General features: G+C 60.7%; 17 protein-coding genes. 11 read left to right on the top strand and 6 right to left on the bottom strand.

The annotated features are described in order from the left end of the window. The first annotated feature begins 215 nt into the window (after positions 1–215). The gene (gene recA, locus GGR20_RS05420) at positions 216–1,283 is read left to right on the top strand and encodes a recombinase RecA (RefSeq protein ID WP_183310230.1); all 1,068 of its coding nucleotides are present in this window, start codon (positions 216–218) and stop codon (positions 1,281–1,283) included. A 162-nt stretch (positions 1,284–1,445) separates the two neighbouring features. After that, complete coding sequence (alaS, locus tag GGR20_RS05415) at positions 1,446–4,085, top strand: alanine--tRNA ligase (RefSeq protein WP_183310229.1); 2,640 nt, start codon at positions 1,446–1,448, stop codon at positions 4,083–4,085. Positions 4,086–4,142: 57 nt separating this feature from the next. On the opposite strand, the gene GGR20_RS05410 is transcribed toward alaS, so the two are convergent. Next, positions 4,143–5,027: a DMT family transporter gene (locus tag GGR20_RS05410; protein ID WP_183310228.1), complete on the bottom strand. Its 885-nt coding sequence runs from the start codon at positions 5,025–5,027 to the stop codon at positions 4,143–4,145. Between the two features lie 263 nt (positions 5,028–5,290). Between GGR20_RS05410 and GGR20_RS05405 the strand changes: the two genes are divergently transcribed. After that, positions 5,291–6,952 (top strand): vWA domain-containing protein, encoded by a 1,662-nt coding sequence (locus tag GGR20_RS05405; protein WP_183310227.1) that lies wholly within the window; start codon positions 5,291–5,293, stop codon positions 6,950–6,952. Between the two features lie 123 nt (positions 6,953–7,075). Here the strand turns inward: GGR20_RS05405 and GGR20_RS05400 are convergent, their stop codons facing one another. The 3 genes from GGR20_RS05400 to GGR20_RS05390 form a co-directional block, all read right to left on the bottom strand. After that, positions 7,076–8,290 (bottom strand): NADP-dependent isocitrate dehydrogenase, encoded by a 1,215-nt coding sequence (locus GGR20_RS05400; protein WP_183310226.1) that lies wholly within the window; start codon positions 8,288–8,290, stop codon positions 7,076–7,078. Positions 8,291–8,410: 120 nt separating this feature from the next. After that, entirely contained in the window at positions 8,411–8,746 is a 336-nt protein-coding gene (locus tag GGR20_RS05395; protein WP_183310225.1) for a TfoX/Sxy family protein, read from the bottom strand. Further along, positions 8,743–9,180 (bottom strand): GFA family protein, encoded by a 438-nt coding sequence (locus tag GGR20_RS05390; RefSeq protein ID WP_183310224.1) that lies wholly within the window; start codon positions 9,178–9,180, stop codon positions 8,743–8,745. The genes GGR20_RS05395 and GGR20_RS05390 overlap by 4 nt, the downstream gene beginning before the upstream one ends. A gap of 90 nt (positions 9,181–9,270) precedes the next feature. Between GGR20_RS05390 and GGR20_RS05385 the strand changes: the two genes are divergently transcribed. From GGR20_RS05385 to rpsD, 6 genes are all read left to right on the top strand, one after another. Further along, positions 9,271–9,840: a GNAT family N-acetyltransferase gene (locus GGR20_RS05385; RefSeq protein WP_183310223.1), complete on the top strand. Its 570-nt coding sequence runs from the start codon at positions 9,271–9,273 to the stop codon at positions 9,838–9,840. A 118-nt stretch (positions 9,841–9,958) separates the two neighbouring features. Further along, on the top strand, positions 9,959–10,555 hold the full coding sequence (locus GGR20_RS05380) for a GNAT family N-acetyltransferase (RefSeq protein ID WP_183310222.1): 597 nt from the start codon (positions 9,959–9,961) through the stop codon (positions 10,553–10,555). A gap of 59 nt (positions 10,556–10,614) precedes the next feature. Beyond that, entirely contained in the window at positions 10,615–11,421 is an 807-nt protein-coding gene (locus GGR20_RS05375; protein ID WP_183310221.1) for an RNA methyltransferase, read from the top strand. Positions 11,422–11,500: 79 nt separating this feature from the next. Beyond that, positions 11,501–12,739, top strand: coding sequence for an MFS transporter (locus GGR20_RS05370; RefSeq protein WP_183310220.1), 1,239 nt, complete (start codon positions 11,501–11,503; stop codon positions 12,737–12,739). 20 nt (positions 12,740–12,759) lie between these two features. Beyond that, complete coding sequence (locus GGR20_RS05365; RefSeq protein WP_183310219.1) at positions 12,760–13,677, top strand: DMT family transporter; 918 nt, start codon at positions 12,760–12,762, stop codon at positions 13,675–13,677. 153 nt (positions 13,678–13,830) lie between these two features. Beyond that, positions 13,831–14,448, top strand: a complete 618-nt coding sequence (gene rpsD, locus GGR20_RS05360) for a 30S ribosomal protein S4 (protein WP_183310218.1) — start codon at positions 13,831–13,833, stop codon at positions 14,446–14,448. Positions 14,449–14,610: 162 nt separating this feature from the next. Here rpsD and sbmA read toward each other — a convergent pair whose 3' ends face one another. Continuing rightward, complete coding sequence (sbmA, locus tag GGR20_RS05355) at positions 14,611–15,909, bottom strand: peptide antibiotic transporter SbmA (protein ID WP_183310217.1); 1,299 nt, start codon at positions 15,907–15,909, stop codon at positions 14,611–14,613. Positions 15,910–16,086: 177 nt separating this feature from the next. Here sbmA and ttcA point away from each other — a divergent pair, with 177 nt between their 5' ends. Continuing rightward, the gene (gene ttcA / locus GGR20_RS05350; protein ID WP_420827430.1) at positions 16,087–16,947 is read left to right on the top strand and encodes a tRNA 2-thiocytidine(32) synthetase TtcA; all 861 of its coding nucleotides are present in this window, start codon (positions 16,087–16,089) and stop codon (positions 16,945–16,947) included. 4 nt (positions 16,948–16,951) lie between these two features. Then, positions 16,952–17,764 carry an inositol monophosphatase family protein gene (locus GGR20_RS05345; protein ID WP_183310216.1) on the top strand — a complete coding sequence of 271 codons (813 nt, stop codon included), beginning with the start codon at positions 16,952–16,954 and terminating at the stop codon, positions 17,762–17,764. A gap of 125 nt (positions 17,765–17,889) precedes the next feature. Here GGR20_RS05345 and GGR20_RS05340 read toward each other — a convergent pair whose 3' ends face one another. Further along, entirely contained in the window at positions 17,890–19,146 is a 1,257-nt protein-coding gene (locus GGR20_RS05340; RefSeq protein WP_183310215.1) for a multidrug effflux MFS transporter, read from the bottom strand. Between the last annotated feature and the right edge of the window lie 38 nt (positions 19,147–19,184).

The raw sequence follows: 19,184 nt of genomic DNA, 5'->3' as shown, positions 1-19,184 counted from the left end.
TCAAAAATCATACTTTTTTGCCGAGGCAGACGGCGACGCAGAATCGGCCTATCTGAAGGGCCAGGCGGCCTCTCCTGCCAGCATATAATGTTCCTATTTTGTCTCTTGACGTTTTCGAAACAAAATGAGAACAAATATAGCACGAATAGCAGACATCAGCCATTGGCGGCTCTCGTTGCATGGGTTCCGAGAGCATGAAATAAGGAGAGAGCATTATGGCAGCTTCGCCGCTTCGCGTTGTTGAAGGTGGATCGATGGATAAGGATAAGGCTCTCTCGGCCGCATTGAGCCAGATTGAGCGGAATTTCGGCAAGGGCTCGATCATGCGCCTGGGCGAGAACTCGGCGATCGAGGTCGAATCGATCTCCACCGGTTCGCTCGGGCTCGACATTGCGCTGGGCATTGGCGGACTGCCAAAGGGCCGCATTGTCGAGATTTTCGGACCGGAAAGCTCGGGCAAGACCACTCTGGCGCTGCATGTCATTGCCGAGGCGCAGCGTAAGGGTGGCATTTGTGCCTTTGTCGATGCCGAGCATGCACTCGATCCGGTCTATGCCCGCAAGTTGGGCGTCAATGTTGACGATCTGCTGATCTCACAGCCCGATGCTGGCGAGCAGGCCCTTGAAATCACCGATACGCTGGTGCGCTCCGGCGCCATCGATGTGCTGGTGGTCGACTCCGTTGCCGCGCTCACCCCGCGCGCAGAACTTGAAGGTGAGATGGGCGACAGCCTTCCCGGCCAGCAGGCGCGCCTGATGAGCCAGGCCATGCGCAAGCTCACCGGCTCGATTTCCAAGTCCAAGTGCCTGGTCATCTTCATCAACCAGATCCGCATGAAGATCGGCGTGATGTATGGCTCGCCCGAAACCACGACGGGTGGCAATGCACTCAAGTTCTACGCATCGGTGCGTCTGGATATTCGCCGCATTGGCGCGATCAAGGATCGCGACGAAGTCGTGGGCAACCAGACCCGCGTCAAGGTGGTCAAGAACAAGCTTGCCCCGCCATTCCGTCAGGTCGAGTTCGACATCATGTATGGCGAAGGCATCTCCAAGACCGGCGAATTGCTCGATCTGGGTGTGAAGTCCGGCATTGTCGAGAAGGCCGGCGCCTGGTTCTCCTGGGATAGCCAGCGTCTGGGGCAGGGGCGTGAAAATTCGCGTCAATTCCTCAAGGACAATCCCGAGATTGCCGCCACCATCGAACACGGTGTGCGCGAAAGCTCAGGCCTGCTTGGCGAGGTCCTGCTGGTCGCGGGTGGCGAGGAAAGCAGCGACGACTAACGGCCTTTGCGATCTCATGCATTCACCCCCGCTTCGGCGGGGGTTTTTGTCTGTCTTGAAGAAGTCCAGCCCCGGCGCTGGACACAGCTTGCGCTGGCAAGATAAAAAGCCCCGATTTTCCTATTGGACGCGCCCGCGTCCGCTCGCCATGAAAGCCTCTGCATGACCAGCGTAAACGACCTTCGTTCCAGTTTTGTGGGTTACTTTGCCAGCAACGGACACGAGCCCGTGGCTTCGAGCCCCCTGGTGCCGCGCAACGACCCCACGCTGATGTTCACCAATGCGGGCATGGTGCAGTTCAAGAACGTGTTCACCGGCGTCGAAAAGCGTCCCTATTCCACGGCCACGACCGCGCAGAAATGCGTGCGTGCCGGTGGCAAGCATAATGACCTGGACAATGTCGGGTTCACCGCGCGCCACCACACTTTCTTTGAAATGCTGGGGAATTTCTCCTTCGGCGATTATTTCAAGGACCAGGCCATCGAACTGGCCTGGAACCTGCTCACCAAGGATTGGGCGCTGCCCAAGCACAAGCTCATGGTCACCGTCTATGAGGACGATGACGAGGCGATGGAGCTCTGGAAGAAGATCGCCGGCCTTTCCGAGGACCGGATCGTTCGCCTGGGAGCCAAGTCGAACTTCTGGCAGATGGGCGATACCGGCCCATGTGGCCCAAGTTCGGAGATTTTCTACGATCATGGCGACAAAATCTGGGGCGGCCCTCCGGGTTCGCCCGAGGAAGATGGTGACCGCTGGATCGAGATCTGGAATCTGGTGTTCATGCAATATGAGCAGCACTCCGATGGCTCGCGCACCGGCTTGCCGCGTCCTTCGATCGACACCGGCATGGGGCTCGAGCGCATCGCTGCCGTCATGCAGGGCGTACACGACAATTACGATATCGATCTTTTCAAGGCGCTGACCGGCGCGACGGCCAATGCCACCAATGCCGAAGTGGACGGGCCGGGCAATCGCAGCCTGCGGGTCATTGCCGATCATTTGCGCTCGATGAGTTTTCTGATTGCCGAGGGCGTGCTGCCATCGAATGAAGGCCGCGGCTATGTGCTGCGCCGCATCATGCGCCGTGCGATGCGTCACGCTACTCTGCTCGGCGCCAATGAGCCCGTGATCCACAAGCTGGTGCCGACCTTGGTGCGGGAAATGGGCCAAGCCTATCCCGAATTGTCGCGCGGCGAGGCGATGATTGCCGAGACGGTGCGCCTGGAAGAAGGTCGCTTTCTCAAGACGCTTGGGCGCGGCCTGCAAATCCTTGAATCCGAAACGGCAGAGTTGGGCGAAGGCGCAGTGCTAGACGGCGCCACCGCCTTCAAGCTCTACGATACCTATGGGTTCCCGCTCGATCTGACCCAGGACGCGCTGCGTTCGCGCAATATCAGCGTAGACCAGGCCGGTTTTGATGCGGCGATGGCGCAGCAAAAGGCCGAGGCTCGCAAGAACTGGGCCGGTTCGGGCGAAGCGGCCACGGACACCGTCTGGTATGGGCTGGCCGACAAGCTCGGCCCCACCGAGTTTCTGGGCTATGAAACCGAGACCGCCGAAGGTGAAATCACGGCGCTGCTTGTTGACGGGGCAGAGGTCGATGCCATTGCCGCGGGCCAGGACGGTATCGTGGTTGTCAACCAGACCCCGTTCTATGGGGAAAGCGGCGGACAGGTGGGCGATAGCGGCGTGATCAAGGGCGAAGGCATTGCGGCCGATGTCCTCGACACGGGCAAGCATCACGGGGTCTTTGCCCACAAGGTCAAGGTCACTGAAGGGACGCTCAAGCGCGGCCAGGCGGTTGAGCTGCTGGTCGATCATGACCGCCGTTCATCGATCCGCGCCAATCACTCGGCCACCCATTTGCTGCATGAGGCGCTGCGCCTGGTGCTCGGCGATCATGTTGCTCAGAAGGGATCGCTGGTCTCGGCGGATCGCCTGCGCTTCGACTTTGTCCATACCAAGCCGATGACGGCGCAGGAAATGGCCGAGATCGAGGATATCGCCAATGCCATTATCTTGCAGAACACCCCGGTGGAAACCCGGCTGATGGGCGTCGAGGAAGCCAAGGAATCAGGCGCGCGTGCGCTGTTCGGCGAAAAATACGGCGATGAGGTGCGCGTGGTTTCCATGGGCGAACCGACCGGCAACGGGCTTGGCTGGTCGGTCGAGCTCTGCGGCGGTACGCATGTGCGCCGCACCGGCGATATCGGTCTGGTTTCTGTAGTCGCTGAAGGCGCGGTAGCGGCCGGCGTTCGCCGTATCGAGGCCCTGACCGGTCATGCTGCGCGGCACCGCGGCAATGCCAATACCAATATCGTCGCCTCGGCGGCCGGCCTGTTGCGCTCAGGTCCGAACGATGTGCTCGAGCGCATCGAAGCTTTGCAGAGCCAAGTCAAAAGTGCAGAAAAGGCGCTGGCGGATGCTCGCCAGAAACTGGCCCTGGGTGGCGGTGGCGAAGGGGCGAGCGCCAGCGAAACGGTCAATGGCGTGACCTTTGTGGGCCGTGTCGTGGAGGGCGTTTCCGCCAAGGACATCAAATCGGTTGTCGACGCGGAAAAGAAGCGCGTCGGCTCGGGCGTAGTTGTCATGGTGCTCAAGGGCGAAGACGGTAAGGGCACGGTCGCAATTGGCGTCACGGAGGACCTCACCAGCCGCTATGCCGCTGGCACGCTGATCAAGTCTGCAACGGCGGCGCTTGGCGGAAAGGGCGGTGGGGGCCGTCCCGACATGGCGCAGGGCGGCGGGCCAGACGGCTCGAAGGCCGATGAGGCGATTGCCGCGATCCGCGCTTTGATCTGATCGGCGGCTTTCCTGGGTATGCACAGCCCCGGCCAGTGGCCGGGGCTTTTTGCTGATCTATTGTCCGATACGGAAAAAGAAGATGCGTGGTTTCCAGCGGATGCGTGGGCGTTCGCTCAGGACATTGGTCAGTCCGGCACCGACCACAACCACCATGCCAACAATGGCGATCCAGTCGGGATATTCGTTGAAAAACAGCGCACCGAACAATATTGCCCAGATGAGTTGGCTATACTGCACGGGAGCAATCAGGTTGGCGGGTGTCTGCTTGCAAGCCTGGATCACCAGCAGCCCGCCAATGCCGCCGAGCAGTCCGATCCCCAGCAGGATGGCCATTTGGCCAAGCGTGGGCAGCACAAAGCTCGGTATCATCAAAACGGCGTTGACCACGGCCGAATAGAGCACTTGAAGCCCTACAAGGCTCACGCGCCTTTCCTTTTGAGCGATGTGACGCAGCACGGTAGTCGTGATCGCACCCAGCACGGCGCCAAACATCATGATGAAATGGCCGGTGTCGAGGGCCTTGAGCCCGGGACGGATAACCAGAAGAACGCCCAGAAAGCTGATGAACAACAGTACCCAGCGATGCAGCGCGACATGCTCGCGCAGCACCAGCACGGACAAGACGGTCACGAAGAGCGGGGTGGTGAAGCCGATGGCGTATACCTCGGCAAAGGGAATGTGGGTGAAGGCATACATCACGCAGGCTGTGCCTAAAATGGCGGTCAGACAGCGCAGGTGCACAAGCCAGGGGTGGTGCAGCCGATAGATGTCGCGCCAGCGCTCGCCGCGCTTGGTCAATATGGCGGGAATGATGGAAAAGCTGGTGGTGAAGAACGCGATCTCGAAGACGGAAAGACCGGGCCCCGTTGCCTTGATCAGCGCATCGGCCACGGAAAAGCTGGCATAAGCCAGAAAGGCCAGCAGGACGCCGACGGGCATTTTGAAAGGGTCCGGGATGGGAGGAATCGAAAGAGACGACCCACCATACGCCCGCGATGTTGAGCGGTCATCTGGAATACTACAGCGGCTATCGCCAATTGGTGCGCCGGATGGCCGGCGTTGCCTTCGGAAGGCAAGCGCGCCTAGCCTAGGATAGCGTAAAATCTGAACTGCCTGTTCATTCCAGCTTCATCCATCGCGAGGCTTTTAGGGCAGAGGCCGCCGGGTCGTGGCGGTAAACACTTCTGATCGGAGGGCGACGCATGAGGAAACTGAAGAAGATTCTAATCGGCGCAGTGGCTGCGTTTGGTCTGGCGGCTCCGGCGCTGGCCGCGGAGCGGGCAATCATCGTGCTGGATGGCTCAGGATCGATGTGGGCCCAGATCGAGGGTGACGCGCGTATTTCGATTGCGCGCGAGACGCTGTCGTCGGTACTGGCGGAACTGCCCGGCGACCTTGAGCTGGGGCTGATGAGTTATGGTCACCGCGAGAAGGGAAACTGCGGTGATATCGAGATGTTGGTGGAGCCGGCGGCAGGAACAGGAGCGGCAATTGCCGCAGCGGCCAACAAGATCAATCCCAAGGGCATGACGCCGTTGAGCGATGCGGTACGGCTGGCGGCGGAGAATCTGCGTTTCACTGAGCAGAAGGCAACGGTGATCCTGATCACTGACGGGCTGGAAACCTGTGAGGTCGATCCATGCGCCCTGGGTAGCGAGCTCGAGAACCAGGGAATTGATTTCACCGCCCATGTGCTTGGCTTCGGTCTTTCGGATGAAGATGGGCGAGCGGTGGCGTGCCTGGCCGAAAATACAGGCGGAAAGTATCTCTCGGCACAGGACGGCGATGATCTGGTGGATGCCCTGACAGCCGCGGTCGCAGAAGTTGCCCAGGCAGACCCGGCACCAGAGCCGGAACCGGAGCCCGCCATTCTGGATGAGAACTTCACCATTGAGGCAGCGCTGGCTGAGGGCGGTGAATTGCTCAACTCTGGAACGGGCAAGGGTCTTGCCTGGGAACTGCGGCAGGCCGGGGAGCGGGTCGAATTCGGCTATGGCGTCCCCACCAAGCAGATCGCGCCCGGCGATTATGAGCTTTTCGTCCGCTATGGGCCCATTGAGCAGAGCCAGCCGGTCACAATCACCGCCGACACGCTTGCCGCCCCCTATTTTGTACTCAACGCAGGCAAGGTGATCGTGCGAGCCTACGCGGACGAAGGTGAACCGGTCGCCAATGGGGCTACAATCGACGTCGCCTATCCAGGCGGGGACGAGCGGGCATATACGGAGGCGGAATTCATTGTTCCGGCTGGCGAGATTACCGTGACCGCTAAGGTGGGGCAGGGCGAGGTATCGGAAAGCTTCACACTGGCCGCCGGGGAGACGGTAGAAAAGGAACTGGTCGCCGGGGTCGGGCTCGCCGTCATCAATGCCAGCTATGTCGAGGGCATGACGGTTGAGGACAGCGGCATGGCCGTCAATCTTTTCAAAGCAACCAAGGCAATCGACGGCTCACGGGAAAAGGTCGGGTTTGGCTATGGTCCGGGCGATGAATATCAACTGGTGCCCGGGGACTATGTGGCCATGGTCAAGATGGGCGAGGCAATCGCCGAAGCGCCTTTCACTATTGAGAGCGGCGAGCGGACCGAAGTGAACGTAGTGCTCGGTGCCGGGGTTGCCGCGATCACCATGCCGGGTGCGTATTCGTTCGAGATGTTCTCCGCCAAGACCGATCTGCAGGGCAATCGGCAGAAGGTCGGTTTTGGCTATGATGCGGAACATCAGACGACCCTGCCGGGCGGCGACTATGTGGTGGTCGTCACCTATGACGATGATAGCGAGACTGAGGCCAGTTTCTCGGTCACGCCGGGTGAGCGGACCGAGCTCACGGTCGAAAAAGGCGCGAGCAAGAGCAAGACGAAATAGGCTCTGACTGCCAGCGCATAAAAGGGGCGCTCGACAGCGTCCCTTTTTTTCGTCAGGGTTGACCGAATACAAAAAAAGCCGGGGCGGAACCCCGGCTTTTCGAATCTGTGTCTGGTGTCAGGCTCAGGCGGCCATGGCCTTTTGCAGGTTCGCATCGATCGCGTCGAGGAAGCCCATGGTGGTCAGCCAGGGCTGGTCCGGGCCGACCAGAAGCGCCAGGTCCTTGGTCATCTTGCCTTCCTGGATGGTGTCGACAGTGACCTTTTCCAGGGTATCGGCAAACTTGGCCAGATCCGCATTGTTGTCGAGCTTGGCCCGGTGCGCCAGGCCACGCGTCCAGGCGAAGATGGAGGCGGTCGAGTTGGTCGAGGTTTCCTTGCCCTGCTGATGCTGGCGATAGTGACGGGTCACCGTGCCGTGGGCAGCTTCAGCCTCGACAACCGACCCATCGGGGGTCATCAGCACAGAGGTCATCAGGCCCAGCGAACCGAAGCCCTGGGCAACGGTATCGGACTGCACGTCGCCATCATAGTTCTTACAGGCCCAGACATAGCCGCCGGACCACTTGAGAGCTGCGGCCACCATGTCGTCGATCAGGCGGTGCTCGTACCAGATCTTCTTGGCTTCGAACTTCTCCTTGAACTCGGCCTCGTAGATCTCCTGGAAGATGTCCTTGAAGCGACCGTCATAGACCTTGAGAATAGTGTTCTTGGTCGAGAGATAGCAGGGCACGCCACGGTTGAGCGCGTAGTTCATCGAGGCGCGGGCGAAATCGGTGATCGAGGCATCGAGGTTATACATGCCCATGGCAATGCCGGCGCCCGGTGCGTCAAACACTTCATGTTCGATCTCGGTGCCGTCTTCACCGACAAACTTCATGGTCAGCTTGCCCTTGCCGGGGAACTTGAAGTCGGTGGCGCGATACTGGTCGCCAAAGGCATGACGGCCGACGATGATCGGCTGGGTCCAGCCCGGCACAAGACGCGGCACGTTCTGGCAGATAATCGGCTCACGGAAGATCACGCCACCCAGAATGTTACGGATGGTGCCGTTGGGCGAGCGCCACATCTTCTTGAGGCCGAACTCTTCGACGCGGGCTTCGTCGGGGGTGATGGTGGCGCATTTAATGCCGACGCCATGTTTCTTGATGGCGTTGGCGGCGTCCACGGTCACCTGGTCGTCGGTGGCGTCGCGATTTTCCACCGACAGATCGTAATATTCGATCGGCAGGTCGAGATAGGGGTGGATGAGCTTGTCCTTGATCGCCTGCCAGATGATCCGGGTCATCTCATCGCCGTCGAGGTCCACGACCGGATTGGCGACTTTGATCTTGCTCATCGAATTGCTCCCTTGCAAATGCTGATAGTGGCTCTCGGCCCTGTTCGGCGGTCCGTATAGCACCGCCTGAGCAAAGCGCAAAGACAGGCTCGGCAAGGGGGCTTGCCGGATGGGGGAGAGCTATTTGGGCGGCAGGGTCTTCACAAAGTTCCGGGCACGGTCGAGCCATTCGCCCAGCGCAAAATCTTCCTCCAGGGCGTCGCCGCTGACGACCACGAAACCGCCCATTGTGCGGCCGCCCATTTCCATCACTGTGGCGCCATCCTGATTCAGGGCCTCGTCGACACCGTCCTTGCCCACCCGCACCAGAAGCGAACCGTCCTTCATCGGGGCGACCAGCATGTGGCCGTTGGACATGAAGGCATTGGCCCCGAACATCTTCTGCTCGCGGATGTTCTCTCCCGGCGTCAGCAGGTCGCGGATGCGGTCGGCCAGTTCTTCCGATGCCATGCTCATGCCGTTTTCTCCGGGCGATAGGTCTCGTGTCGAGGCAGGGTGCTTTCGATCAGATCCCAGTCCGGGTGGCTCCGCGAAAAGATCAACTGGGTGGGCGCGTACCATTCGTTGTGGCCGGCAAACAGCCCCGCCAGCAGAATATGAAATGCCGGTGCGCGTGATGATTCGGCGTAGAGGGTGGTGCCGCACTCGGGGCAGAAATGCCGCGTGAAGGCCGCCCCGGACTCCGCTGGCCGTGTGAAGCTTTTGGTTGCGCCTGTCACCCGGACCGCATCGACCGGCATCAGCACGACGCTGGAATGACCGCTGCCTGATACCTTCTGGCAGTTCTGGCACCCGCACTGAAACATCGAGACCACGCGGCCCTTGGCGTGCAACCGCACGGCGCCGCAATCGCAACTGGTTTCTTGCTCGATCTCGGTATTGCTGGACATCTGCGCAGGCTGGCACGGGCGGCATGTGGCGGCAAGTGTTCTTGCCAAGGCGCTCGACAGGGGCAATGGTGCCGCCCTCCGGGAGAAACCATGGCGCTGTACCCTGACTTTCCGCTTTCCACAGAGCGATTGCGCCTGCGCCCGTTCACGCGGGGCGATGTCGACGGGGTTTTTGCCTATCGTGGCCGGGACGATGTGGCGCGGTACCTGTTCGATCCTCCGCTCAGCCGCGAAGAGTGTGCCCTCGCCATCCAGCAGCGGACGAACCAGACCGGGTTTCTCGAAGAGGGCGACCGCATTGTCCTTGCGGTTGAGACCGCAGAAGACGGAAATCTTGTCGGCGAGGTTTCGCTGATCTGGCGCTCGGTGGAGGCGCGGCAGGGCGAGTTGGGCTGGATTTTTCATCCCGATCACCACGGTCGCGGCTATGCCACCGAAGCCACCAATGCCCTGCTTGAACTCGGTTTCGGAGCTGCGGACATGCACCGCATCTATGCCCGCTGCGATGCGCGCAACGAACCCTCCTGGCGCCTGATGGAGCGCCTGGGTATGCGCCGGGAGGCGCATTTTCGTGAGCATGGGCTGTTCAAGGGCCTGTGGGACGAGGAATTTTACTACGCAATTTTGCGCGATGAATGGCTGTCCCTGCGCCACGCCTGATGTTCCGGGATAGCAAGCCTCCGGATTAAAAAGATTTGCTCGCTCAGGACGGGAACCGGGACGCGTTCCGGGCATTGCCGAAGCAGGGCTGCTCTATCCTTGCGGAGGAATCTGAACAATGTCGTCTTTGCGCCTGCCGATCGGGACCGATAACCTGGTCTTGCGACCCTTTAAACGCTGTGATCTGGACGCTGTCAGACGATACCATATCCTCCCATCGGTACAGCGCTATGTCGAGCGTCCGACCCGTTACGAAGAAGATGTTGCTGCCGCCATTGCCATCATGTGTTCGCAGGTGGACCTCCACCGGCCCGGCGAAACGCTGACCCTGGCCATGGTGCGCAAGGACGATGCCGTATTGGTTGGGCATGTGAGCCTGAAATGGTCCGATGCGACGGCCGGGCAGGGCGAGTTGCGCTTCGCCATCGATCCCGCACACAGTGGCAAGGGTTATCTCACCCAGGCGCTCACTGCGATGATCGACCTGGCATTCGATCACTTCCGCATCCACCGCCTCATGGTGCGTTGCGATGGGCGCAGCCATCATTCGATCAAGCTGATGCAGAAGCTGGGCATGCGGCTCGAAGCGCATTACCGCGAGCATGCGCTGTTCCAGGGCGAATGGGACGAGGAGTTGCATTTCGCTGTGCTCGACCGTGAGTGGCGGCCCAATGCAAAGGTGCAAGAGCTGCACGCGCGCGCGCGCGTCGCCTGATTTGCTGAAACCGGCCATTTGGGCTATGTCGCCGCAACTTTCCCGCGGATCGAAGTCACATGGCCGGCACAGACAGCTCACAACCACTCAAACTGGCATCTTGTCCTGCAATCATTCTGTGTGAACCGCAGCTAGGCGAGAATATCGGTTCAGCCGCGCGCGCCATGGCCAATTTCGGTCTCTGGGACATGCGGTTGGTACGGCCACGGGATGGCTGGCCCAATGAAAAAGCGGTCGCCGCCGCCTCGCGCGCCGACCATGTGCTGGAGCGTGTCCGCGTGTTCGAGACGCTGGAAGAGGCGATAGCGGACCTTACCCTGGTCTATGCCACCACGGCTCGCTCGCGCGACATGCAAAAGGAGGTGTTCGGCCCCGAAGAAGCTTCGTCTGCCATGGCGGGGCACATTGCTGGCGGCCAGAAGGCCGGCCTCCTGTTCGGTCGCGAGCGCTGGGGCCTGCTCAACGAAGAAGTGGCCATGGCCGACGCCATCGTCACGCTACCGGTCGAGGCCGCCTTTGCCTCGCTAAACATCGCCCAGGCTGTGCTGTTGATGTCCTATGAATGGCGCCGGACCAGCGAAGCGGGCCGGGCATTGCCCTTTGGCGACAATCTGGCCGAGGCCGCACCGCGCGGCGAATTGGTGGGGCTGTTCGAGCATCTCGAAGGTGTGCTGGACCAGTCCGGCTTTTTTACCACGCCGGACAAGCGCCCGAGCATGATCAACAATCTGCGCACGGCGCTCACCCGCGGCCGCTTCACCTCCCAGGAAATCCGCACCTTGCGCGGTGTGATCTCTTCCATCGACCGCCGCCATGAGCGGCCCAACCCCAACCGGATGAAAAAGGCGGAGAAGACCGAGGAGTAGCGATGCGCCTCTCGCCCCCGAAAGGAGAGGTGAGAAGTCCTTTGACCGTTCATCGCCGAAATGCGATGAGCAGTGCACCATGAGCGTACACGCCCCCTCCGAGCCGTCCAAACTCGCTTTCACCTATATCGGTTTCCGCTTCTTCTGGCTGACCACCCTGCTGGTCAGCTTTGCGGTGCAGATCATGTCGGTCTCGATTGCCTGGCAGATCTATGACGTCACCGGCAATGCCTTCCTGCTGGGGCTAGTGGGGCTCTGCCTGTTCCTGCCGGCGCTGCTGCTCATTCTGGTCACCGGGCTGACCGCCGACCGGTTCAACCGGCGCGGTATCATGGCCGTTTGCCTCACCGTCGAGCTCGGATGCGCGCTGGCTTTCCTGACCCTGGTCAATGTCGAGGCGCACGAGGTCTGGCCGATTTTCGTCATCCTCGTTGTGCTGGGTACGGCGCGCGCCTTCTGGGGGCCGGCGGCGCAATCGCTGGCGCCCAATCTGGTGCCGTCCGAAGCGCTCAGCAACGCCATCACCGTCAATGCTTCAGCCTGGCAGTTCGCCTCTATCACCGGGCCGGCGGTCGGCGGCCTGCTCTATGGCATTGCTCCGGGCTTTGCTTTCGGCACGGCGGCTGTGCTGCTGGTCTGTGCCGTCGTCACCGTGATGTTGATCCCCAAGCCGGCCAAGCGCCAGTCACATCAGGCGACGAGTATGGAAACCATGTTTGGTGGCTTTCGCTACATTTTCTCCAACAAGGTGGTGCTGGGCGCCATATCGCTCGACATGTTCGCCGTGTTGATGGGCGGGGCGGTGGCGCTGCTGCCGATCTATGCCAAGGATATTCTCAATGCCGGACCGACCGAGCTGGGTCTGCTGCGTGCGGCGCCGGGGTTGGGCGCCATCGTCATGGCGCTCTACCTCACGCGTTTTCCGGTGCGCGACCACGCAGGCAAGGTGCTGTTTCTGTTCGTTGGCCTGTTCGGTGCCTTCACCGTCATTTTCGGCTTTTCCACCACGGTCTGGGTATCCATTCCGGCGCTGGCGCTGGTGGGGGCGGCCGACATGGTCAGCGTCACCATTCGCGAAACCATCATGCAGCTCTGGACGCCCGAAGAGGTGCGCGGCCGGGTCAACGCAGTCAATTCGGTGTTCATCGGCGCCTCGAACGAGCTGGGCGAATTCCGCGCCGGGACGGTGGCACATCTGATCGGGCCGGTGCCCGCGGTGGTCATCGGGGGCTTCGGTGCCATGGCCGTAGCCGTGATCTGGAGCCGCATCTTCCCCCAGCTGAGCAATCAGCGGCATATCGACAAGCGCATGGCCTGAGTTTGCGCTAAACAGGTGCCATGACGGATTCGGCTCTACAATCTGCCAGCAATCACGCCCTGTCGCGCAGTGGCATGGCGATTATGGTCCTGGCGGTCACCATCGTCCCCATTGGCGATGCGCTGTCAAAGTCACTCACCTCTCAGCTCAACCCGTTCGAAATCGCCTTTTGGCGATTCGGTTTCCAACTGGCTGTGCTCGGACTGGTGCTGGTCGTTCTACGGCGCCGGCTGGAGGCCGGACCATGGGGCTTGATCCTTTTAGGCGGCGCGACCTCGGCGATCACGTTGAGCGCGTTGATCGGTGCTTTTGTAACCATGCCTATTGCTACGGCCATTGCGATCTTCTTCGTCGAGCCGCTGATGCTGACCGTGCTCTCGGCCCTGTTCCTCAAGGAGCAGACCGGTTGGCGGCGCTATTTGGCGGTCGCCGTGGGTCTGTTTGGCGTGCTCGTGGTGATCCGACCGAGCTGGGATATCTTTGGCTGGGCCTCGCTCCTGCCGCTTCTAGCCGCGCTGGCCTTTGCGACCAATGCAATTGCCATGCGCAAGCTCTCGACGCGCATGGGATCGCTCTCCATCCAGTTCTGGTTCACCCTGGTTGCGGTCGTCCTGCTCGGGGCAGGGCTTCTCGCCTTTGGCCGGATGGAGCTGGTGTCCGCCTCGGGCATAGATCTGTCCGGCCCCTGGGCGCAATTCGTGCTGATGGGCGCGCTGTCGGCCTTTACCTTCTTTCTGTTCACCGAGGCCTTCCGGCGCACGCCTGCCTCCACCCTGGCGCCGTTCCAGTATATCGAAATCGTCGGGGCCACGCTGGTCGGCTATGTCGCCTTTGGGGATTTTCCCGATTTCTGGACCTGGGTGGGTACGGCGATCATTCTGGCCTCCGGGCTCTATGTGTTTCACCGCGAAAGGCAGGCCTCGCGCCGCAGCGCTTGACTCGCCGGGTCTACCCCTCTAAGACCCGCCCACCTATTCCGGCCAACCGGCCCATAGGCGCACCCGGGATTCTCTGTTGGGAGTCTGTCGGTCCTCGTGTGAGCGAGGGCAGAGGAGGGCGCGATCCATTCAACGATTGAAAAAGGATACGCGATGTCGAAGCGTCATTCAGCAAAGTACAAAATTGACCGCCGTCTCGGCGAAAACATCTGGGGCCGTCCCAAGTCCCCGCTCAATGCCCGTGCCTATGGCCCCGGTCAGCACGGTCAGCGCCGCAAGGGCAAGCTGAGCGACTTTGGTCTGCAGCTGCGCGCCAAGCAGAAGCTCAAGGGCTATTACGGCTCGATCACGGAAAAGGCCTTTCTGCGTCTTTATGCCGAGGCCAACCGCCGCAAGGGCGACACCGGCGAGAACCTGATCGGCCTGCTCGAGTCGCGCCTGGACGCCATCGTCTATCGCGCCAAGTTCGTCCCGACCGTGTTTGCGGCCCGCCAGTTCGTCAACCATGGCCATGTCATGGTCAACGGCCAGCGCGTCAACATTCCGTCCTACCAGGTCAAGGTCGGCGACAAGATCGAAGTGCGTGAGCGCTCCAAGCAGCTCACCGTGGTTCTTGAAGCCAACCAGCTCGCCGAGCGCGACGTGCCTGACTATATCGACGTCGATCACAGCAAGCAGACCGCGACCTTTGTCCGCGTCCCGGCTCTTTCGGATGTGCCGTACCCGGTGCAGATGGAACCGAACCTGGTCGTCGAATTCTACTCGCGTTAATCGCGACGACAGATCACCGATTTGGAAAGGGCCGCTCCTCGGGAGCGGCCCTTTCTTGTTGTCCGGCCAGTGCGTCTTTCGCTATCCCCGCACCATTTTCGCGACCTTCACACACCTCCCCCCGGAGGGAGAGGTGATGCTGGCCGATAGCGGTCGAGTGCCCTAAAACTGTGCGGGCTGCCGGGGGATGTCGTCGCTGGTTTCACCCACGGCGAGCTGATTGAGGAAGACCGGATCGTCATAGTCGTTTGCGGCAATGGCGTCGGCCGGGATATTGGCCTCGAAGGCACGAAGGCGCTTGAACACCGAAATGAGCGAAATGATCGTTGTCCAGGAACTGGCGAGGAACTTGAAGGAATCCTCGACCTGGCCGAAGGCATTGCTGATTTGCTGGAACAGGCCCAGCGTCAGAGAGCCCGCCACGATCGACGGTCCCATCGCGATGAACGGCACGAAGTTTGAGCCCTGCAGATAAGCGTAACGGGCAATGTTGAAGTAGAGGTAGTGGCGATAGAGGCGGAAGTAGTTGTGCTGCATGTTAATGAACAGCTGCCGCACGGTTACAGGTTCAGCCCGCTCGTGATTGTCTTCTCCGTAAACCAGTTCCTTTCGGAATGCCGCCTCGACACGTTGGTTGTCAAATTCGAGGCCCGGTAGCTTCCAGCCCACGGCAGCCAGTAGCACGGTGCCGAAGGCCGATGACACCAGAGCGACCCAGACGAGTCCCCCGTCCACGCTCCCGAAAAAGGGTAGCTCAGTGATGTTTGAGGATAACGTCCATAGCAGAGGTAGGAACACGATCAGGGTCATCACCGAAGCAACAAGGGAAACGGCCAGCCCTTCGACGATGCTGGCAAACCTCTGGGTGTCTTCCTGGATTCGCTGCGAGGCACCCTCAATGTGCCGTAGATGCTGCCAGTGGCTCATGTAGAAGAAAGTCATCGCCCGGCGCCAACGGAACAGGTAATGCGCGATGAAGAACGCATTGATGACCAGTACGGTGATGTTGGGGATCAGCACATAGGCGACCGTGATTATCTCGCCAAAAAACTGCTCGATGGTCACCGACCCCGGTGTGGTCAGGGCAGACTGAATGAGATTGTAGAACGAGCCGTACCAGTCGTTGAGCCAGGCACTGATCTGCACATTGAAGTATACGATCTCGATTATCGTCACGCTTCCAACGACGCTCCACCAGTACCAGCGCCGATTGCCGGCCCAGTACCAGGGGATGCAGAACAGATAACCCGACATCAGCACGTACTGGTACAGCCACACCTTGTCCGAGGAGAAGAATGGGTCCGGGTCGGCCTCGGTTGGGGCCAGGCCGAGCCATGGGCCCAGACTGATTGCCGACTGCAATTGTGCCCCCACGAGGAACCAGGCCACCATGGCGAAGGCGATCCAGAGTAGCGCGGCAGGGAAAAAGATCTTGGGTTCGGGAAAGAAGGAACGGAACACCGGGGACTCCAGGGTGTCGGAAACATGTGTCATCTAACTGTGACAAATGGCATTAAACAAGGACGCGAAGTTAAGCTTTGGTAAGGTTTGGCCTGCTTGGCCGACCTTTCCATCCTGCGTCTGACGCGTTATCAGCTACGCGACCGATCTGAAGAGAGTTTCGCCATGTCCGCGGTGATGGATTCCCCCGCCACGCCTGCTGCCGATGACGCCGATATCGGCGCGCATCCGATTTTCGCCAATGCGCCGCGCTCGGTGGAGTTCAACAAGCTGCGCAAGCGGCTGATCCGCAATACGCGGGAGGCGTTGGAGAAGTTCGGCATGGTGAGGCCGGGCGAGAAGTGGCTGATCGCGCTGTCGGGCGGCAAGGACAGCTATGGTCTGTTGGCGCTGTTGCTGGACCTCAAATGGCGCGGGCTCTTGCCGGTGGAGCTGCTGGCCTGCAATCTTGATCAGGGGCAGCCCAATTTTCCCAAGCATATTCTGCCCGAGTTCCTGACCGGGCTGGGGTTGGAACACCGCATCGAATACCAGGACACCTATTCCATCGTTACCGACAAGCTGCCGGAGGGCGCGACCTATTGTTCGCTTTGCTCGCGCTTGCGGCGCGGCAATCTCTACCGCATCGCGCGGGAGGAGGGGTGCACGGCGCTGGTGCTGGGCCACCACCGCGACGACAGCCTCGAAACCTTCTTCATGAACCTGTTCCATGGCGGCAAGCTGGCGGCCATGCCGCCCAAGCTGGTCAATGACGAGGGCGATCTCGAAGTGCTGCGGCCGCTGATCTACTGCGCCGAAGAGGATCTGCAGCGGTTTTCCGATGCCATGCAGTTCCCCATTATCCCTTGTGATCTTTGTGGCTCGCAGGACGGCTTGCAGCGCAATGTCACCAAGGCCATGCTCAATGACATGGAGAAGGCCATGCCCGGCCGCAAGGATGTGATGATCCGTGCGCTGGGCAATATCAATCCAAGCCATATGCTAGACCCGCGCCTGTTCGATTTCGCAGGCCTTTCCATCCAGCCCAAGGACGTCTGACACCATGAATGTTGATCGCCTCGCCGCCATACTGAAACAGGCTGCACAGGAGGAGATCATGCCGCGCTTCCGGCGGCTCGATGAGGGGACGGTGCAGACCAAGTCGGGCGCCTTCGACCTGGTCACCGAAGCCGATGTGGGCGCCGAAAAGGTGATCACTGCCGCCATCAATGCGCATCGCCCCGATGTGCTGGTGATTGGCGAGGAGGCCGTGGCAGCCAATCCAAAACTGCTCGATACCGACCTCGAGGATCGAATCGTGATTTACGTCGATCCCGTTGATGGCACGGCAAATTTTGCTGGTGGCCTGCCGCTGTTCGCGGTCATGGCGGCTGTGGTGCAGAATGGCGAGCCAGTGGCCGGCGTCATCTACGACCCGGTGGGCGATGACGTGCTGATGGCCGAAAAGGGCTGCGGCGCGTTCCAGGTTTTCCCCGATGGCCGCACCATCCGCCAGAAATTTGCCGATCCGGTGCCGCTCGAAGATATGGGCGGGTTGGCGTCCACCATGTTCCTGCCGATGGAGCAGCGCACAACGGTCATGGCCAATCTGGCCAAGGTCAAGATGCTGGCCAATTACCGCTGCGCCGGCCACGAATATCGCTATGCCGCTGGCGGCAATGTGCATTTCATGATGTACGCCAAGCTCATGCCCTGGGACCATGTCGGTGGCGCGCTGATCATGCGCGAGGCGGGGGCCCATGTCGCCAAGTTCGACGGCACGCCCTATCGCCCAACCGACCTATCGGGCGGTCTGCTCGTCGCATCGGACGAGGAGAGCTGGACCACTTTGCGGCGCGAAGTTTTTGCTATCTAAGACGGATGATGCCAAGGCGTGGGGATTGGTCAACCACGTCTATACCGACCATACTACGCAAAACGGGGACTTCCAGCGCTGGAAATCCCCGTTGTCTGTTTGAGCACTCTAGCGAGTATGAGGCGTCAGTGCGCTTCCACCACCGGCTCAGCCTTGGTGTCGGCATATTGTTCGCCAACGCCGAAGAGGCGGCCCTTTTCGGCGATAAGGATGAACACCAGCGACATGATGCCCATGGTGAAATACCCCGCGGCGGCCGGGACGGTGGTGCCGTCGAACAACTGGCCGATATAGCCACCGATCAGTGCGCCACCCACGGTCTGGATGAAGCCGAACACCGACGCGGCGGTACCGGCGACGGCGCCCAGCGGCTCCATGGAGAGCGAATTCATGTTCGAGGCGGACCAGCCAAACGAGAACATGATGATGCACAGCAGGCTGAAGAACAGCCAGAGGGGCAGGAAACCGCTCATGGCGAAGGCCAGCCAGATGCCCGAAAACAGGGTGAAGGTCAGCATGGCGCCGTGCGAGAGGCGGCGCATGCCCACGCGCCGCACGACCTTGGAATTGGTGAACGAAGACACTGCCATCAGCCCCGCCACAAGGGCGAAAGCGACCGGAAAATAGACCCCGAGCCCATAGATATCGACATAGATCTGCTGGGATGAGCTGATGAAGCCGAACAGCGCGCCGAACAGGAACATGCCGGCCAGGCCATAGGAAATCGCGACGCGATTGGTGAAGACGATATGGAAGCCTTCGGTCACACCCTTGAGGCTGAGTGGGCGGCGCTTGTCGAGCGGCAGGGTTTCGGGCAGGCGGGCAAAGGTCCAGAGCCAGAACACCAACGCCAGCCCGCCCATGAACAGGAAGATGGTCTGCCATGGTCCGGTCAGTAGCAGCACCTGGCCGATACTCGGCGCGATCACCGGGATGGCCATGAACACCATGAAGACCAGCGACATCACTTCGGCCATTTCGCGGCCGGAATACCGGTCGCGCACCACGGCGGTGGTGATCACGCGCACGCTGGCCGCACCCAGTCCCTGGATGAAGCGCAGCACCAGCAGCATGGTGAAGCTGGGCGCAAAGGCAGCAATGATCACGGCGACGATATAAACGCCGATGCCGGCCAAAAGCGGCGCGCGGCGTCCAAACCGATCGGTCAGCGGTCCGAAGGCGAGTTGGGCGACGCCCATCCCTATCATATAGGCAGTGATGACAAACTGGCGCTCGTTCTCATGGCTGACGCCTAGCGCTTCGCCCATATAGGGCAGCGCAGGCAGCATGACGTCGATGGCGAGGGCGTTGAGCGCCATCAACGCGGCCATAAGGGCAATGAATTCTGGGCGGGAAAGGACCCGCGTGTAATGATCAGACATAATTGAAACTCGTCAAAGCCGGAGGGAAACGGCCGAAG

The organism is Devosia subaequoris (assembly GCF_014197055.1).
In the GTDB taxonomy this organism is placed as follows: Bacteria; Pseudomonadota; Alphaproteobacteria; order Rhizobiales; family Devosiaceae; genus Devosia; species Devosia subaequoris.
This window is presented reverse-complemented; position numbering and strand designations above follow the sequence as displayed.